General features: G+C 69.3%; 15 protein-coding genes. 6 read left to right on the top strand and 9 right to left on the bottom strand.

The genetic code is table 11. The features are described 5' to 3' along the window. Window positions 1-762, bottom strand: a complete 762-nt coding sequence (locus tag G3573_RS03090; protein ID WP_163259385.1) for a class I SAM-dependent methyltransferase — start codon at window positions 760-762, stop codon at window positions 1-3. Between the two features lie 128 nt (window positions 763-890). Further along, complete coding sequence (gene ald / locus G3573_RS03085; RefSeq protein ID WP_163259384.1) at window positions 891-2,003, bottom strand: alanine dehydrogenase; 1,113 nt, start codon at window positions 2,001-2,003, stop codon at window positions 891-893. A gap of 113 nt (window positions 2,004-2,116) precedes the next feature. Here ald and G3573_RS03080 point away from each other — a divergent pair, with 113 nt between their 5' ends. Both G3573_RS03080 and G3573_RS03075 read left to right on the top strand, forming a co-directional pair. Beyond that, window positions 2,117-2,590, top strand: a complete 474-nt coding sequence (locus G3573_RS03080; RefSeq protein WP_163259383.1) for an Lrp/AsnC family transcriptional regulator — start codon at window positions 2,117-2,119, stop codon at window positions 2,588-2,590. 69 nt (window positions 2,591-2,659) lie between these two features. Continuing rightward, window positions 2,660-3,538, top strand: a complete 879-nt coding sequence (locus G3573_RS03075) for a hypothetical protein (RefSeq protein WP_163259382.1) — start codon at window positions 2,660-2,662, stop codon at window positions 3,536-3,538. Window positions 3,539-3,540: 2 nt separating this feature from the next. Here the strand turns inward: G3573_RS03075 and G3573_RS03070 are convergent, their stop codons facing one another. Both G3573_RS03070 and G3573_RS03065 read right to left on the bottom strand, forming a co-directional pair. Continuing rightward, window positions 3,541-5,022 carry an NAD-dependent succinate-semialdehyde dehydrogenase gene (locus tag G3573_RS03070; RefSeq protein WP_163259381.1) on the bottom strand — a complete coding sequence of 494 codons (1,482 nt, stop codon included), beginning with the start codon at window positions 5,020-5,022 and terminating at the stop codon, window positions 3,541-3,543. 94 nt (window positions 5,023-5,116) lie between these two features. After that, a complete protein-coding gene (locus tag G3573_RS03065) occupies window positions 5,117-5,770 on the bottom strand; it encodes a MarR family transcriptional regulator (RefSeq protein ID WP_163259380.1) in 654 nt (217 codons plus the stop codon). Window positions 5,771-5,878: 108 nt separating this feature from the next. Between G3573_RS03065 and G3573_RS03060 the strand changes: the two genes are divergently transcribed. Beyond that, window positions 5,879-6,478, top strand: a complete 600-nt coding sequence (locus tag G3573_RS03060; protein WP_163259379.1) for an NUDIX hydrolase — start codon at window positions 5,879-5,881, stop codon at window positions 6,476-6,478. A 143-nt stretch (window positions 6,479-6,621) separates the two neighbouring features. On the opposite strand, the gene G3573_RS03055 is transcribed toward G3573_RS03060, so the two are convergent. The 5 genes from G3573_RS03055 to dapF all read right to left on the bottom strand — a co-directional run bounded on the left by G3573_RS03055 (window position 6,622) and on the right by dapF (window position 12,578). Further along, window positions 6,622-7,215, bottom strand: coding sequence for a septation protein IspZ (locus tag G3573_RS03055; RefSeq protein ID WP_346427335.1), 594 nt, complete (start codon window positions 7,213-7,215; stop codon window positions 6,622-6,624). Window positions 7,216-7,226: 11 nt separating this feature from the next. Next, window positions 7,227-8,171, bottom strand: coding sequence for a signal recognition particle-docking protein FtsY (ftsY, locus tag G3573_RS03050; RefSeq protein WP_163259378.1), 945 nt, complete (start codon window positions 8,169-8,171; stop codon window positions 7,227-7,229). 34 nt (window positions 8,172-8,205) lie between these two features. After that, window positions 8,206-9,486 (bottom strand): tRNA (N(6)-L-threonylcarbamoyladenosine(37)-C(2))-methylthiotransferase MtaB, encoded by a 1,281-nt coding sequence (mtaB, locus tag G3573_RS03045; RefSeq protein ID WP_240454482.1) that lies wholly within the window; start codon window positions 9,484-9,486, stop codon window positions 8,206-8,208. A 100-nt stretch (window positions 9,487-9,586) separates the two neighbouring features. Next, window positions 9,587-11,653 (bottom strand): S9 family peptidase, encoded by a 2,067-nt coding sequence (locus tag G3573_RS03040; RefSeq protein WP_163259376.1) that lies wholly within the window; start codon window positions 11,651-11,653, stop codon window positions 9,587-9,589. Window positions 11,654-11,747: 94 nt separating this feature from the next. Continuing rightward, window positions 11,748-12,578 carry a diaminopimelate epimerase gene (gene dapF / locus G3573_RS03035; RefSeq protein WP_163259375.1) on the bottom strand — a complete coding sequence of 277 codons (831 nt, stop codon included), beginning with the start codon at window positions 12,576-12,578 and terminating at the stop codon, window positions 11,748-11,750. Window positions 12,579-12,646: 68 nt separating this feature from the next. Here dapF and G3573_RS03030 point away from each other — a divergent pair, with 68 nt between their 5' ends. The 3 genes from G3573_RS03030 to G3573_RS03020 all read left to right on the top strand — a co-directional run bounded on the left by G3573_RS03030 (window position 12,647) and on the right by G3573_RS03020 (window position 16,324). After that, window positions 12,647-13,447 carry an ion channel gene (locus G3573_RS03030; protein WP_163259374.1) on the top strand — a complete coding sequence of 267 codons (801 nt, stop codon included), beginning with the start codon at window positions 12,647-12,649 and terminating at the stop codon, window positions 13,445-13,447. Window positions 13,448-13,541: 94 nt separating this feature from the next. After that, window positions 13,542-15,656 (top strand): prolyl oligopeptidase family serine peptidase, encoded by a 2,115-nt coding sequence (locus G3573_RS03025; RefSeq protein WP_163259373.1) that lies wholly within the window; start codon window positions 13,542-13,544, stop codon window positions 15,654-15,656. A gap of 353 nt (window positions 15,657-16,009) precedes the next feature. Beyond that, complete coding sequence (locus G3573_RS03020; protein ID WP_163259372.1) at window positions 16,010-16,324, top strand: hypothetical protein; 315 nt, start codon at window positions 16,010-16,012, stop codon at window positions 16,322-16,324. The last annotated feature ends 24 nt before the right edge of the window (window positions 16,325-16,348 follow it).

Here is a 16,348-nt window from a genome sequence, read left to right as displayed (position 1 = left end):
TCAGAGCGCCCAGCCGTGGTGCAGCGCCGCGACGCCGCCGGTGAAGTTGGTCCAGGTCGGCTTGGCGAAGCCGGCCTCGGCCATCATGGCCGCGAACCGGCGCTGGTCGGGGAAGCGGCGGATGCTCTCGACCAGGTACTGGTAGGAGTCGCGGTCCTTGGTGACCATCTGGCCGACGGCCGGGATCACCTTGAACGAGTAGGCGTCGTAGGCCTTCTGCAGCGGCTCGGTGACCGGTTTGGAGAACTCCAGGCACAGGAACCGCCCGCCGGGCTTCAGCACCCGGCGCGCCTCGCGCAGCGCCTGGGGCACGTCGGCCACGTTGCGGATGCCGAAGGAGATCACATAGGCGTCGGCGCAGGCGTCGGGCAGCGGCAGGCGCATGGCGTCGCCCACGCCCCAGGCGATCTCCGGCTCGGTGCCGCGGGCCCGGCCCTCGGAGACCATCTGCTGGTTGTAGTCGAGCACCAGCACCTTGGCGTCGGGGCCGCCGCGGCGGCGCTGGGCGCGGTGGGCCAGCTTGGCGATGCGGCGGGCCATGTCGCCGGTGCCGCCGGCGCAGTCGACGATCACCTCGCCCGGCTGCGGGTTCAGCTTGGCGGCGGCGGCGTCCTTCCACAGGCGGTGGACCCCGGCCGACATCAGGTCGTTCATCAGGTCGTAGCGGAACGCCACCCGCTCGAACACGCCGCGGACGAGCGCGACCTTCTCCACGGGGTCGACGTCGCGGAATCCGAATGGCGAGCTTGGCTGTTCCGTCATGCCCGGGCTTCTAGACCGAAATCGGCCGGAAGGTAACGCCCTCGCAGTGCCGAGCGTTCAGTTGAAAGAAAAAGGCCCGGCCGCTTTCGCGACCGGGCCTCCGAACTCAGCAAGACTGGAGGCTAGGCTCAGCCCCAGGCGTGGTACGGGTCTTCGAACGGCAGGTTCAGCGCCTCGGCCACGGCCGGGTGGGTGAGCTTGCCGCCCAGCACGTTCAGGCCGCGGGCCAGGTGCTTGTTCTCTTCCAGAGCCTTCAGGCCCTTGTTGGCCAGCGCCAGGCCGAACGGCAGGGTGGCGTTGTTGAGGGCCTGCGACGAGGTCTTCGGCACCGCGCCCGGCATGTTGGCCACGCAGTAGTGCACGATCCCGTCGATGACGTAGGTCGGCTCGGCGTGGGTGGTCGGACGCGAGGTCTCGAAGCAGCCGCCCTGGTCGATCGACACGTCGACCAGCACCGCGCCCGGCTTCATGCGCGACAGGTGGGACTTCTTGACCAGCTTCGGCGCGGCGGCGCCGGCGGTCAGGACCGCGCCGATCACCACGTCGGCCTTCAGGATCTCTTCCTCGACCGCGTCGACGGTGGAGAAGCGGGTCTGGACCCGGCCGTTGAACTGGTCGTCCAGCTCGCGCATGCGGGACAGCGAGCGCTCCAGCACCACGACGTCGGCGTTCAGGCCCATGCACATGCGCGCGGCGTTGGCGCCGACCACGCCGCCGCCCAGCACGACCACGCGGGCCGACTCGACGCCCGGGACGCCCGACAGCAGCAGGCCCATGCCGCCGTTGTGCTTCAGCAGGGTGTCGGCGGCCGAGACGGCGGCCAGGCGGCCGGCGACTTCCGACATCGGGGCCAGCAGCGGCAGGCCGCCCTTGTCGTCGGTGACGGTCTCGTAGGCGATGGCGGCGCAGCCCGAGGCGATCAGGCCCTTGGTCTGCTCCGGATCCGGCGCCAGGTGCAGGTAGGTGTAGAGGATATGGTGCGGCTTCAGCTTGGCCCACTCGACCGGCTGCGGCTCCTTCACCTTCACGATCATTTCGGCCTGCTCGAACACCGCGTCGGCGTTCGGGACGATCTTGGCGCCGGCGGCCACGAAGGCCTCGTCGGTGAAGCCCGCGCCGATCCCGGCGTTGGTTTCGATCAGCACCTCGTGGCCGTGGTGGACGTACTCACGCGCCGCGGCGGGGGTCAGGCCCACCCGGTGCTCGTTCGGCTTGATCTCCTTGGGGACGCCCACGCGCATTTTGTCTTCTCCCTATTCGGCCGCGCTTTGTAGCGCCGGGCGCGAGACGGATTTTTGTTGTTCTTTGCGGCGCAGGGCCGCAAAAACGGAGGATCCTTGCTGCAAAGGTGCGTTTGGTGACGGATTCTGCGACTCTGGACGCGACCGACCGCAAGCTGCTGCGACTGCTCCAGCGCGACGGGCGAGCCACCAACGTGCAACTGGCCAAGGCGGCCAACCTTTCCGAGTCGGCGTGCCTGAGGCGGGTGCGGGGGCTTGAGGAAAGGGGCGTGATCAGCCGCTACGCCGCGGTGATCGACGAGCGCGCCGTGGGCCTGCCTTTGTCGGTGTTCGTCACCGTCACCCTGGCCTCGCTGGCCGCCCCGGCGCTGGCGGCGTTCGAGAAGGCGATCCGCGCCGTGCCCGAGGTGGCCGAGTGCTACCTGATGACCGGCGGCTCGGACTACCTGCTGCGCCTGGTGGTGCGCGACGTCGAGGACCTGGAGCGGGTGCACTCGCACGCCCTGACCCGCATCGAAGGCGTGACCCGGATCAGCTCGTCGGTGGCCATGCGCACGGTGGTGAAGCGGGCGGAGCTGCCGCTGTAGGCACACTGCCGCCGCACGCCCTATGGTGAAGTTGCGCCGACAAGCCAACGCTCACAGCGAGACCACAAAGTGAACGAGACCCCTGAAGGTGCCCCAACGCGTAAGGATGCTGCTACGGCCAGGGTCGAAGGCATTGCTGCTCTCGGAGCGTTCGTCAGTGCGAGACAATGTCTCGAAGCATTGGACCACCTTTTTGCAGCGCCCAATGATTACGCGCGATCAGCTTTATTTTCCGGGATTGTCGTGAGCTACGCTCGCGCATTCGAGGCCGCTACCGATGCGGATCGTGGAATTAACAGGCATTTTTCGCCGCGAGGGATTGCAGGCTTTGACCGCACTATTCACGATTCACTTCTTAGACTGCGGGACAATTACATCGCCCATGCGGGCCACACCGCAAACGATTACGATGTTTTGTTTGTCTCTCTAACGGCCCGGAGGAACGGAGGGGAGCAGCCGAATCAGCCAGCAGAAGTCCTCGCCTTACTCGGCACCCGCGCCCAAGCATCGTTACCTGTCGGCCCCGATGATGCCGCGAGCTGCGCCCAGCTGCGTGCTCATTTGTCCGCCCTACAGCTTGCCGCAGCTGAGCGCCTGGTAGCCAGCATCCAAGCCCACCAGTCGGCAATGCTGAAGCGCTATGAAGAGACCGGTCAGATCGGAGATGGCCGGCCAACGAGGCAACTGGGAGAATTGACCGTTACCGGAGAGCAAATGCGAGATGGATTTCAGATCCCGAAGTCCGAGATATTCCAATCGTTTCCCGTAGAAGTACCCAATTTTCCTCTCGCATTTCTTTCAGCACATTATCGGCTCGTCCTGGGCGAAGGCGGAGTGATTCTCGAGGAGACACTCCAACGCAAGGGGGGCGAGTGGCTAGGCGCAGTAATCCTGCCCTTAATCAAAGCTAGCGCCGGGGGTGAAAGCGGCGATCTCCCGCATTTCTAACGTCACCTCAACGCCAGCGTCACCGACTTCACGCTGAGGTATTCGTCGATGCCGTAGATCGAGCCCTCGCGGCCGAAGCCCGACTGCTTCACCCCGCCGAACGGGACGACCGGGTTGGAGATCAGGCCGGCGTTGACGCCGACGATGCCGTCCTCCAGCCCCCGCGCGAAGCGGAACGCCCGGTCGAGGTCGCGGGTGAAGACGAAGGCGGCCAGGCCGAAGTCGCTGTGGTTGGCCCGCGCCAGGGCCTCGGCCTCGTCGTCGAAGGGAAACACCGGCACGACCGGCCCGAAGGTCTCCTCGCGGCGGAACAGCTCGTCGTCGCCGCCGGCGAGCACGGTCGGCTGGAAGAAGCGGCCGCCGCGGGCGTGGCGGTCGCCGCCGACCACCGCCTCGGCGCCCGACGCGCGGGCCAGGCGCACGTGGTCCTCGACCTTGGCCACGCCCTTCATGTCGATCAGCGGGCCGACCTTCACGCCGGGCTCGAACGGCGAGCCTACGGCCAGGTTGGCGACCGCGTCGGCCAGCTGCTCGACAAAGGCGGCGAACAGCTCGCGATGGACGTAGACGCGGTTGGGGCAGACGCAGGTCTGGCCGGCGTTGCGGAACTTGCCCTTGAGGGTCTCGGCCACCGCGACGTCGAGGTCGGCGTCCTCAAACACCACCAGAGGCGCGGCGCCGCCCAGCTCCATCGACAGCCGCTTCAGGGTCGGGGCGCACTGCTCCATCAGCCTGCGCCCCACCGGGGTCGATCCGGTGAAGGAGAGCTTGCGGATCAGGGGCGAGGCGGTCAGCAGCCGGCCGATCCGCCCGGACTCGCCGGTGACCACGCTGAAGGCGCCCTCCGGCACGCCGGCCTCCAGCGCCAGTTCGCACAGCGCGATCGCCGTGAACGGGGTCTGCGAAGCGGGCTTCACCACCGCCGTGCAGCCGGCCGCGAAGGCGGCGGCCAGCTTGCGGGTGATCATGGCCGCCGGGAAGTTCCAGGGGGTGATGACGGCGACGGGCCCGACCGCCTCGCGGAGGGTCAGGATGGTGTGGCCGGGCAGCGGGCTTTCCGCCACCTCGCCGCGCAGTTCCTCGGCGACGCCCGCGAACCACTTGATGAAGCCGTTGGCGTAGCGGATCTCGCCGCGCGCCTCCTCGAACGGCTTGCCGTTCTCCAGGGACAGAAGGGCGGCCAGGCCCGCCTCGTTGTCGTCGACCAGGGCGGCCCAGCGGCGCAGGCAGGCGGCGCGCTGGGCCTGGGGCGTGCGCGACCACGCGGGGAAGGCTTCGGCCGCCGAGCGGATCGCGCTCTCGACCTCCTCGGCCGGCAGGTCGGGCACGACGCCCAGCACGGTCTCCTCGGCCGGGTCGTCGACCTCGACGCGGGCGTCGTCGGCCGCAGCCACGCGCCGGCCGGCGACGAAGGCGCACTCCTGGATCAGGGCGCGCCCTTGAGCCTTCAGCGCCTGCGCGCCCGCGGCGTCCGCGTCGTCCATGGCCGGGCTCTCCCTGTGCGGGAAGCTCAACGCGGCAGACAGCCGTACGGGTCCGGAGCGAAATAGGCGCCGCGTTCCGCAGGCGGCCGAGTTCTTAGGCCGCCTTCTTCTTTTTCTTGTCCGGCTTGGGCGCCTTGACCGGTTTCTCGGCCTTCGGCTTGCGGCGCTTTTCGGTCTCGCCGGAGTCCTTGACCTGGTCCTTGGCCGACTTCTTCGCCGCCTTCTTGGCTTTCTTCGGCTTCTTGCCAGGCTCGACCTCGGGGTCGTTGGCCGGCACGATCTCGGCCGCCGCCTCGCCGGCCCTGGCCATGAGCGAGAGCACGTTCAGGAAGGCGTCGCGCTTGCCGCGCGGCAGCAGGGCCAGGATCCGGGCGTCAGCGGTCTCGACCTTGGGGCGGGCCGCTTCCAGCGCCTCACGGCCGGCGTCGGTCAGGCGCACGACGTTGGCGCGGGCGTCGGCGTTGGAGCGCTCGCGGGCCAGCAAACCCTTGCCGATCATGCGGGCGACCAGGTCGGCCAGGGTCGAGCGGTCGATGCCGGTGGCCTTGACCAGGTCGGTCTGGGTCAGGCCCTCGTCGGCCGACACCGCTGTCAGCACCGCGAACTGGCGCTGGGTCACGCCGTCGGGACCGGCCTCCTCGCCGTAGACGTCCAGGGCGATCTGCAGCACGCGGTGCAGCAGGTGGCTCGGCGAACCGTCGAGCGGCCCCTCGCTCCCCTTGGCGGACTTCTTCTTCGCCTTGGCCATGGTCGTCCCCAGTGTTTGCAGAGGGCCCTGTCTCGGAGATTTTCAAGTTAACATGGTTCTGCGACGGTTCGGCGACATCCGTCCGTGCACGGAAGCCGTGAGGCGACGATGACCGAGCCGCTGCAGCCCGCCTTCTCCATAAGGATTCCGCCCGACGAGGACCGCGAGCGGCGGGTCTGCGACCACTGCGGTTTCATCGACTATGTGAACCCGAAGATCGTGGTCGGCGCGGTCGCGGTCTGGAGCGAGACCGGCGCGCCGTTCGGGCCCGACGCCGTGCCGCTGGAGGAGATCCGCGTGCTGCTGTGCCGGCGCGCGATCTTTCCGCGCCGCGGCTACTGGACCCTGCCGGCCGGCTACATGGAGGAGAACGAGACGGTCGCTCACGCCGTGAAGCGCGAGGCGCGCGAGGAGGCCTGCTGCGAGATCGAGCTGGACGGAGTGCTGGCGCTCTACGACGTGCCGCACCGCAGCCAGGTGCAGATCTTCCACCGCGCCCGGCTGGTCACGCCGGAGGTCGCGGCGGGGCCGGAAAGCCTGGACGCCGTGCTGTTCTGGTGGGCGCACATTCCGTGGAAGGCGCTGGCCTTCCACTCCGTCGGCTGGTCGCTGAAGGCGTTCGAGGAGAGCCGGCTCGAGGCGCGGTTTGCGCCGTATGGGAATCCGGCGGAGGCCGAGACCTCAAAATATCCGTCATCCCGGCCGTAGCGCAGCGGAGAGCCGGGACCCAGCAAGCGCGGCGCTTGTTGCAGCCGCTGTTCGCAGCGTTCAGGTCGCGCTTGCTGGGTCCCGGATAAGCGCTGCGCGCTTTCCGGGATGACGCCCTTTGAAAGTGTTCGGCAAGGCCGAGCTCAGAACCCCGGGTCCGGCGGTTCCGGGGTGGCGTTCTCGTCGCCGTCCTTCTGCATGTGCTTCATCATGAAGGGCACCTGCGTCAGGGAGAACACGATCGCCAGCGGCAGCAGGATCATGCGGAAGGTCACCCAGGTGGAGTCCGTCTGGGTGCGCCAGACCGCCTCGTTCACCACCGCGACGGTGAGGAAGTAGAGGCCGTAGCGCAGCATCAGCACCCGCCAGGCGTCCTCGGCCAGGCGCAGGCTCTCGCCGAACAGCACCTTCATCGGGTTCTTCCTCAGGACCAGGCCGCCCAGCATCACCGCCGCCAGCGCGGCGTTGATCACGGTCAGCTTGATCTTCACGAAGCTCTCGTTGTGGAAGATCAACGCCGCGGCCCCGAACACGATGGCGATGACGCCGGCGAACAACGGCAGCAGCGCGACCCGCTTCTCGACCAGGAAGCCGACCGCCAGGGCCAGGACCGACGCGACCACCAGGACCTCGGTGGCCAGCATGAAGTCCTTGGTCGGATAGAAGGTCAGGGCGAAGGCGATCGGCGCGCCGTAATCGACGGCGGCTCTGACCCACTGGGCTTTCTTGGCGTCCACGCTTCTACTCCTCAGCCCGCGTCGAGACCGACCAGCGAGCGCGAGAAGGCGCGCGCGTCGAACGGCTGCAGGTCGTCGATCCCTTCACCGACCCCGATCAGCTTGATCGGGGCGTCGGACGCCTGGGCCACGGGGACCAGCACGCCGCCCCGGGCAGTGCCGTCCAATTTTGTCATCACGATGCCGGAGACGTAGGCCGTCCGGCCGAAAATCTGTTCCTGGGCGAGCGCGTTGCGGCCCACGGTGGCGTCCAGCACCAGCAGGGTCTCGTGCGGAGCGTCCGCATCGACCTTCTTCAGCACACGCACGACCTTGAGCAGCTCGTCCATCAGGGCCTGCTTGTTCTGCAGCCGCCCGGCGGTGTCGATCAGCACCACGTCGTAGCCCTCGGCCTTGGCCTTCTCCAGCGCGTCGAAGGCCAGCCCGGCCGCGTCGGCCCCGGTCCCGCGCGCCTCGAAGCCGGCCCCGGCCCGCTCGGCCCAGATTTTCAGCTGCTCGACCGCGGCGGCGCGGAAGGTGTCGCCGGCCACCACCATGACCTTGGCGCCCTTGCGGGTCAGGTCGGCGGCGATCTTGCCCAGCGTCGTGGTCTTGCCCGAACCGTTCACGCCGACGAACAGCACGACGTAGGGCTTGGGCCCCGACAGCGGGTCGAAGCTCGCCTGGCGCGGCAGCAGTTCGGCGGCGACCGCCTCGGCCAGCGCCTCCTTCACCTCTTGCTCGTCCGACACCTTGCCGAAGCGCAGCGCCTTGAACCGCTCGGTGATACGCGCGGCGGCGTCCGGCCCGAGGTCGGACTCGATCAGGTGCTCCTCCAGCTGGTCCAGGGCCTCCTGGTCCAGCGGCTTCTTCACGAAGGTGGAGACGACCTGCTCGGTCATCTGCTTGGAGGAGCGCGAGAGCCCCTCGGTCAGGCGCTGGAACCAGCCCTTTTTCGGCGCGGCGGCGTCGGTCATGCGGCTCGTGTAGCGGTTTGCGAGAGCAGCGTCATCAGAGGCTTGCGAGGGCCCGCTTGCCGTCGTGCCCGCTCACCCGCAGGGGGACGATCGATCCGGCCTCGGCGTGGCCTTCGAAGGCCACCTCGGTGAAGTCGGCGGCGCGGGCCAGGCCCTCGCGCTCGACCAGGGCGGACAGGGTGCGGCCGACCTGGCGGTCCAGGTGGCGGACCAGGGCCTCGGCCCCCTTGGCGCGCAGGCGCTCGGCCCGGGCCTTGATCAGCGGACGGTCCAGCTGGGGCATGCGCGCCGCCGGCGTGCCCGGGCGCGGGCTGAACGGGAAGACGTGCAGGAACGCCAGGTCGCAGTCGTCGACCAGGGCCAGGGTGTTGTCGAAGGCCGCGTCGCTCTCGGTCGGGAAGCCGGCGATCAGGTCGGCCCCGAAAGCGACGTCGGGGCGCACGGCGCGAACCTGCTCGCACAGGCGGATGGCGTCGGCGCGCAGGTGGCGGCGCTTCATGCGCTTGAGGATCAGGTCGTCGCCGTGCTGCAGCGACAGGTGGAGATACGGCGCCAGCCGCTCTTCCTCGGCCAGGCAGCGCATCAGGTCGGCGTCAATCTCGGCCGCGTCGATCGACGACAGGCGCAGACGCGGCAGCTCGGGCACCAGCTTCAGGATGCGGGCGACCAGCTGGCCGAGCGTCGGCGTGCCCGGCAGGTCGGCGCCCCAGGAGGTCAGGTCGACCCCGGTCAGCACCACCTCGTTGACGCCGGAAGCCGCCAGACGGCGGATCTGCTCGACCACCTCGCCGGCCGCGCCCGAGCGCGAATTGCCGCGGCCGTAGGGGATCACGCAGAAGGTGCAGCGGTGGTCGCAGCCGTTCTGGATCTCGACATAGGCGCGCGCCCGGTCCTTCAGCCCGTCGATCAGATGACCGGCGGTCTCGCGCACGCTCATCACGTCGTTGACCACCACGCGCGGGCCGTCGGCGGCGAGCGCGTAGGCCCCGGCCTTGGTCTTGTCGCCGTTGCCCAGGACGAGATCGACCTCGGGCATGGCGGCGAAGGCGGCCGGGTCGATCTGGGCGGCGCAGCCGGTGACGATCAGCCGGGCGTCCGGGCGCTCGCGGCGCGCCTTGCGGATGGCCTGGCGGGCCTGGCGCACCGCTTCGCCGGTGACGGCGCAGGTGTTGAACACCACCGCGTTGGTCAGGCCGTCCTCGGCCGCGCGCGCCCGCATCACCTCGCTCTCGTAGGCGTTCAGGCGACAGCCGAAGGTGACGACGGCGACGTCGTCGGCTTCGGTTTCGGCGGCGGGTTCAGGGACGGCGGTCATGCTCACGCGAACGAAAAGGGGCGGCCGTCCGGGCCGCCCTCTCCGCGTCATATAGCAGCCCGAAGGCCAAATCGCGACCTGTCCACAGAGTCTCAGCCCGTCACTGGGCGGCGGACTTGCCCTCCGCCTTCGCGCGATAGCGGTCGAACCAGGCCAGGATGGCGCTGGCCTTGGCGGCCGACTGCGACGGGCGGGACGCGATGGCGCCATGGCCGACGCCGGGCACCTTGACCAGGGCGGTGGGCACGCCGCGCAGCTGCAGGGCCTGGTAGTACTGCTCGGACTCGCTGACCGGGGTGCGGTAGTCCTCGCCCCCGACCACGACCAGGGTCGGCGTCTTCACGTTGCCGACCAGGGACAGCGGCGAGCGGGCCCAGTAGCCCTGCGGGTCCTCCCAGGGCAGCTTCCCGAACCAGTACTTGGCGAAATAGGTGTAGCTGTCGGCGGTCAGGGTCATGCTGGACCAGTTGATCACCGGCTTCTGGGTGGCCGCGGCCGTAAAGCGGTCGGTCTTGCCGACGATCCAGGCGGTCAGCACGCCGCCGCCCGAGCCGCCGGTGACGAACAGCTCGTCCGGGTTCACAGAGCCCGTCGCGATGGCCGCGTCGACCGCGCTCATCAGGTCGTCGTAGTCGTGACCCGGATAGGCGTGGTGGATCAGGTTGGCGAACTCCTCGCCGTACGAGGTCGAGCCGCGCGGGTTGGTGTAGAGCACCACGTAGCCGGCCGCCGCGTAGAGCTGCATGTCGGTGGCGAAGGACGGCCCGTAGCTGGAGAACGGCCCGCCGTGGATCTCCAGGATCAGCGGGTACTTCTTGGCCGGGTCGAAGTTCGGCGGCAGCACCAGCCACGAGTCGACCGGCTTGCCGTCGAAGGACGAGGCGACCTTCAGCGGCCGCACTTCGCCCAGCGTCTTGCCGGCGAACAGGTTCTCGTTGAGCTGGGTCAGACGGCGGGCCTTGCCGGCCTTCATCACCGAGATGTCGGACGGGCGGTAGGCGGAGCCGCTGGTGAAGGCGATGGCGCCGTCGTTGGCGACGCTGAACTCGCCACCGCTGTAGGGGCGGTCCAGGCCGCCGCCGGCCAGGCCTTCGGCCACCGTCTGGATGCGGCCGTCCAGCGACACGCGCGCCACCTTGGTCGCGCCGTGGTCGGCGTACTGGACGTAGATGCTCTTGCCGTCGGCCGCCCACTGCGGGTCGCCGACCGAGCGGTCCAGCGAGCCGGTCAGGACGCGCGGGTTCTTGCCGTCGCGGTCCATCACGTAGAGGCGGGTGTTCTGGTAGCCCAGGTACTGGTCGTCGAAGCCGAGGTAGGCGACCTGGCGGCCGTCCGGCGAGACGGCCGGCTGGTTGTCCGGGCCGGCGCGGCTGGTCAGGGCGGTCACCGAACCGTCGGCCACCGCCACCTGGTAGACCTCGGTGTTGACCGGCTCGCGTTCCCAGCCCGCCGCGCGGTTGCCGCTGAGCAGCAGGTACTTGCCGTCCGGGGTCCAGGACACCTGGGCGCCGTCGTCATAGGCGCCGAAGGTCAGCTGGCGCGCCGCGCCGCCGTCGGCCGAGATCAGGTAGACGTGCGTGTAGCCCGGCTTCAGATAGCCGGCCCCGTCGGCGCGGTAGCTGACCTGGTCGATCACCTGCAGCGGGTCGGCCCACTTGGCGCCTTCCGGCTTGGCCGGGGCCGAGCCCAGCTTCGCGCCTTCGGACGGTTCGAACAGGGTGTAGGCGATGGTCTTGCCGTCCGGCGACCAGGTGATCTGGCCCGGGCTGTCCGGCAGGCCGGTCAGGCGCGCGGTCGAGCCGTCGGCCATCCAGCGCACGAACAGCTGCGGCGCGCCGCCCTCGGCCGACGAGACGTAGGCCAGGCGCTTGCCGTCCGGCGACCAGCGCGGCGAGGCGTGCGAGCCGGCCCCGGCCACCAGCGGGGTCTGCGCGCCGGTGTCGGCGTCGACCAGCCAGATCGACCGGCGGGCGCGGTCGGTCATCACGTCGTTGGCGTTGCGCACGTAGGCCACCAGGCGGCCGTTCGGGCTGATCTGCGGGTCGGACGCCCACTCCAGCGAGAACAGGTCGCGGCCCTCGAACTTGCGCGACGGACCTTCCGCCGGCGCCGCGGACGCCGCACCGGCCAGCGCCAGCAGGCTGGCGGCGATCATCAGAGAACGCATCGAATTCCCCCTTCGAGCAGGGACGTCATTCGGTGCGCCCCCAACATTCGTCGAGGACCCTAGATCAAGCCGGGCCGTTAAGGAAAGCGCCTGTTCAGGCCAGCGTTCCCGTCCCTTCGAGCGCCACCGGACCGGTCATGATCACCCGGTTGTCGGCCTCGCGCCATTCGACCTCGAGCTCGCCGCCGTCCAGCTCCATCACCGCCTTGCGGTCGACCAGGCCGCGCCGGTGCGAGGCGACCAGCGCCGCGCAGGCGCCGGTGCCGCAGGCCTGGGTGAGGCCCGCGCCCCGCTCCCACACCTTCAGGCGGATGCGGTCGCGGCCCTTGGCCTGGGCGAAGCCGACATTGACGCCTTCGGGGAACAGCGGGTGGTGCTCGATCAGCGAGCCGGCCTCGCGCACCGGCGCGGTCTCGGCGTCGGCGACGAAGAACACCACGTGCGGGTTGCCCATGCTGACGGCGCCGGGCGTATGCAGGTGCGGATTGTCGATCGGCCCGACCTGCAGCTCGATGTTGCGGGTGTCCATCTCCTCGGCCAGCGGCACCTGTTCCCAGTGCAACCGCGGCTCGCCCATGTCGACGGCGACGCGCTTGTCGCCGGCGCGGGTGGCGCGGGTCAGGCCGCCCAGGGTGTCGATCGAGGCCTCGTCCCGGCCCGACGCCTCCATCAGCAGCCAGCCCACGCAGCGCAGGGCGTTGCCGCAGGTCTCGACCAGCGAGCCGTCGGCGTTCCAGACCCGCATGAAGGCGTCGGCGCGGTCGGACTTCTCGATGGCGATCAGCTGGTCGAAGCCGGGGCCGCCGCGCGCGCGGTCGGCCCAGGCCCGCACCTGGTCGGGCGTCGGTTGGAAGGCGGCGTCACGGGCTTCGACCACCACGAAGGCGTTGCCGAGCCCGTTCATCTTCAGGAATGGACGGCTCATCTGGCGCACATATAGGACAGGACAGACCCTTTGATGAGCCGCCGCGCTTGCGCGCGCGTTAATTCGACATGACCTCGACGACGCGGGATCCACGCGAGCGAACCTTTTTCCGGCGCCTGCAGCTGACCCTGCGGGCGCTCTACCACGGCTCGTCGCCGACCTCGGTCCGGTTCCGGTACGCGGTGCTGGTCGTCGACCTGGCGTTGATCGCCTTCTTCATCGCCGCGCCGGTGCTGCGCAGTCAGCCGGTCTATCTGACCCTGGACTACGTGCTGGCCGCGGTGCTGGGCGTGGACATCGTCGCCCGCGCGATCGCCTGGAGCGATTTCAGAAGCTGGATCCGCCGGCCGATCGTGTGGGTCGACCTGTTCGTGCTGGCCACCCTGCTGTTTCCCGAGACCCTGTTCAACTTCGGGTTCCTGCGGGTCCTGCGGCTGTGGACCCTGATCAACAGCGATTTCTTCTGGCGCACAGTCGGCCGGCGCTACGACGACACCCGGGTGGAGGACGCCACGCGCGCCATCGCCGCCCTGGTCACCTTCGTGTTCGTGATGACCGGTTTCGTCTACACCGGCTTCGCGCTCAAGCACGAAGGCATCTCCGGCTATATCGACGCGCTCTATTTCACCGTCACCTCCCTGACCACCACGGGCTACGGCGACGTCACCCTGCCCGGCGTGTGGGGGCGGATCCTGTCGATCATCACCATGCTGGTCGGCGTGACCCTGTTCATCCGCCTGGCCCAGGCCCTTTTCCGGCCGACCAAGGTGCGCTTCCGCTGCCCGACCTGCGGGCTGTCGCGGCACGATCCGGACGCGGTCTTCTGCAAGGCCTGCGGCACCCTGCTGAACATCACGAACGAGGAGTGACGACGAGCGTGCGACCGGGCGGATTTGCGGAACGCGGGTCGCCCCCTATGCTGCGTCCCCAACAGACTGAACCACAGTCGGGGGAAACGACTTTATGCGCCGCATTCTCTGCGCCCTCGCGCTCGCCGTGAGCACGCCCATGACCGTCCAGGCCCAAACCGCCCAGACCGCCGGCCAGACCACCGCCCAGGCCGACGATCCCTACCTCTGGCTCGAGGACATCGAGGGGACGAAGTCGCTCGCCTGGGTGAAGGAGCACAACGACCGCTCGCTGGGCGTGCTGCAGGCCGACCCGCGCTACGCCGAGCTGCACGACAAGGCCCTGGCCGTCGTCAACGCCACCGACCGGATCCCGACGCCGGGCTTCAACCGCGACGGCACGGTCGACAACTTCTGGCAGGACAAGACCAACGTGCGCGGCCTGTGGCGGCGCACCACGCTGGCCAGCTACCGCACGCCCGCGCCGCAGTGGGAGACGGTGCTGGACTTCGACGCCCTGGCCAAGGCCGAGAACGCCAACTGGGTCTACAAGGGCTCGACCTGCCTGTCGCCGCAAGAGCGCTACTGCCTGGTGTCGCTGTCGAACGGCGGCAAGGACGCGGTGACCATCCGCGAGTTCGACTCGGTCGAGAAGCGCTTCGTCGACGGCGGCTTCGTCCTGCCGGAGTCCAAGGGCGGGGTGACCTGGATCGACCGCGACACCCTGCTGGTCGCCCGCGACTTCGGTCCGGGCACCATGACCAAGTCGGGCTATCCGTTCGTGCTGAAGCGGCTGAAGCGGGGCCAGAGCCTCGACCAGGCCCAGGAGATCTTCCGCGGCACGGCCGACGACGTCTCGGTCAACAGCTACACCCTGCGCGACGCCGACGGCGCGCTGCAGGCGACCATCGTGGTGCGCGGCAAGACCTTCTGGGAGGCCGAGAGCTTCCTGCTGACCGACAAGGGCCTGGTGAAGCTGCCGCTGCCTGACAAGTCGTCGGTGCGCGCCCTGGTCGACGGCCAGCTGGTGTTCACCACCGAGCAGGACTGGAACGGCTTCAAGGTCGGCGATCTGCTGGCCTACGACCTTGCCGCGCTGAAGGCCGATCCGGCCAAGGCGAAGGCGGAGCTGATCCTGCGTCCGGGCGCCCGCGAGGCGATCGAGGGCGTGTCCCAGACCCGCAACAAGCTGATCGTCGCCCTCTATGAGAACGTGAAGGGCGGGGCCTACGCCTACGGCCACGGGGCGAAGGGCTGGACCCGCACCAAGCTGGACCTGCCGGCCAACTCGACCGTCTCCATCGGCTCGGCCGCCGAGACCAGCGACCAGGTGTTCTTCACCGTCTCCAACTATCTGAGCCCGCAGACCCTGTGGCTGGCCGACGCCGCCACCGGCAAGCTGGACAAGCTGAAGGCCGTGCCCGACCGCTTCGACGGCACCGGCCACGTGGTCGAGCAGTTCGAGGCGACCTCGGCCGACGGCACCAAGATCCCCTACTTCGTCGTGCACCCGAAGGACGCCAAGCTGGACGGCTCCAACCCGACCGTCCTGTACGGCTACGGCGGCTACCAGAGCTCGCTGCTGCCGTCCTACTCGGGCACCCTGGGCAAGCTGTGGCTGGAGCGCGGCGGCACCTACGTCGTGGCCAACACCCGCGGCGGCGGCGAGTTCGGTCCGGCCTGGCACGAGGCGGCCCTGCAGCAGAACCGCCACAAGGCCCACGAGGACTTCATCGCGGTGGCCGAAGATCTGATCGCCCGCAAGATCACCTCGCCGCGCCGCCTGGGCATCATGGGCGGCTCGCAGGGCGGCCTGTTCATGGGCGTGGCCATGACCAAGCATCCGGAGCTGTTCAACGCCGCGGTCATCCAGGTGCCGCTGTTCGACATGATGCGCTTCCACAAGCTGCTGGCCGGCGCGTCGTGGATGGCGGAGTACGGCAACCCGGACATTCCGGAGCAGCGCGCCTGGATCCTGGAGTACTCGCCCTACCAGGCGCTCAAGGCCGGCCAGAAGTACCCCGAGCCGTTCATCGAGACCTCGACCAAGGACGACCGCGTCCACCCCGGCCACGCCCGCAAGGCCGTCGCCAAGCTCGAGGCGCTGGGCTACCCGGTGCTCTACTACGAGAACACCGACGGCGGTCACGCGGCCGGCGCCAACCTGCTGGAGACCGCCCGGCGGGTGGCGCTGGAGTACACCTACCTGACCCGCAAGCTGATGGACTGATCGCGTCCATTCGCTCAAACGGCGAGGGGCGGCGGGGCAATCCGCCGCCCTTTCGCGTTTCAGGCGAATGAGAAAAACAAACGGCGGGCTGGAGAACCAGCCCGCCGAAGTCGCATCATCGAGAATAAGGCGCGGAGACGGCAGACCGGCAGGGCGCCGGTCTCAAGTCGGGGGGGGCGTCGCCGCCTCCGCAGCCAAAGAACGTGGACCCCCCCGTCGAAGTTCCGGCCACCTTTGTTTTTTGTGAGGCCTCAGAGCGGCTCAGCGCTGGCGGAACGGCCAATCCCTTGAAGCGTTGAGAGAAAGCTCGGCGCCAGCGCGCCGGAAAAGATCAGTTTCAGGAGCGCGTACTCATGGCTGACCTCGATCCCCATTCGCGGGCGGCGCAGGCGGTCCACGACCATCGGCCGGTGGAGGCGCAGTACGTGCGCCAGGGCCGGCGCGGCACGCGGATCGTGTGGGTTCTGGCCATTTCGCTGGCGCTGGCGGCGCTGGTCACCTTCGGGTTCTGGGCGGCCCGCTCGCCGGACCTGACGGCCACCGAGCAGACCCCGGCGCAGGAACGCGGCGTGGCCCGCGCCTGGGCCCAGCCGGCCCCGGCGGCCCGCCAGGCGCCTGAGCCGGGCGAGAGCCGGGCCCCGGACGGTCAGCCGGCCAGCGCCCGCTAGATCGGCGCCCGCTAGACCGGGGGC

The organism is Caulobacter sp. 17J65-9 (assembly GCF_010975005.1).
In the GTDB taxonomy this organism is placed as follows: Bacteria; Pseudomonadota; Alphaproteobacteria; order Caulobacterales; family Caulobacteraceae; genus 17J80-11.
The sequence above is the reverse complement of the archived record's forward strand: the minus strand, read 5'-3'. Positions and strand labels throughout refer to the sequence as shown.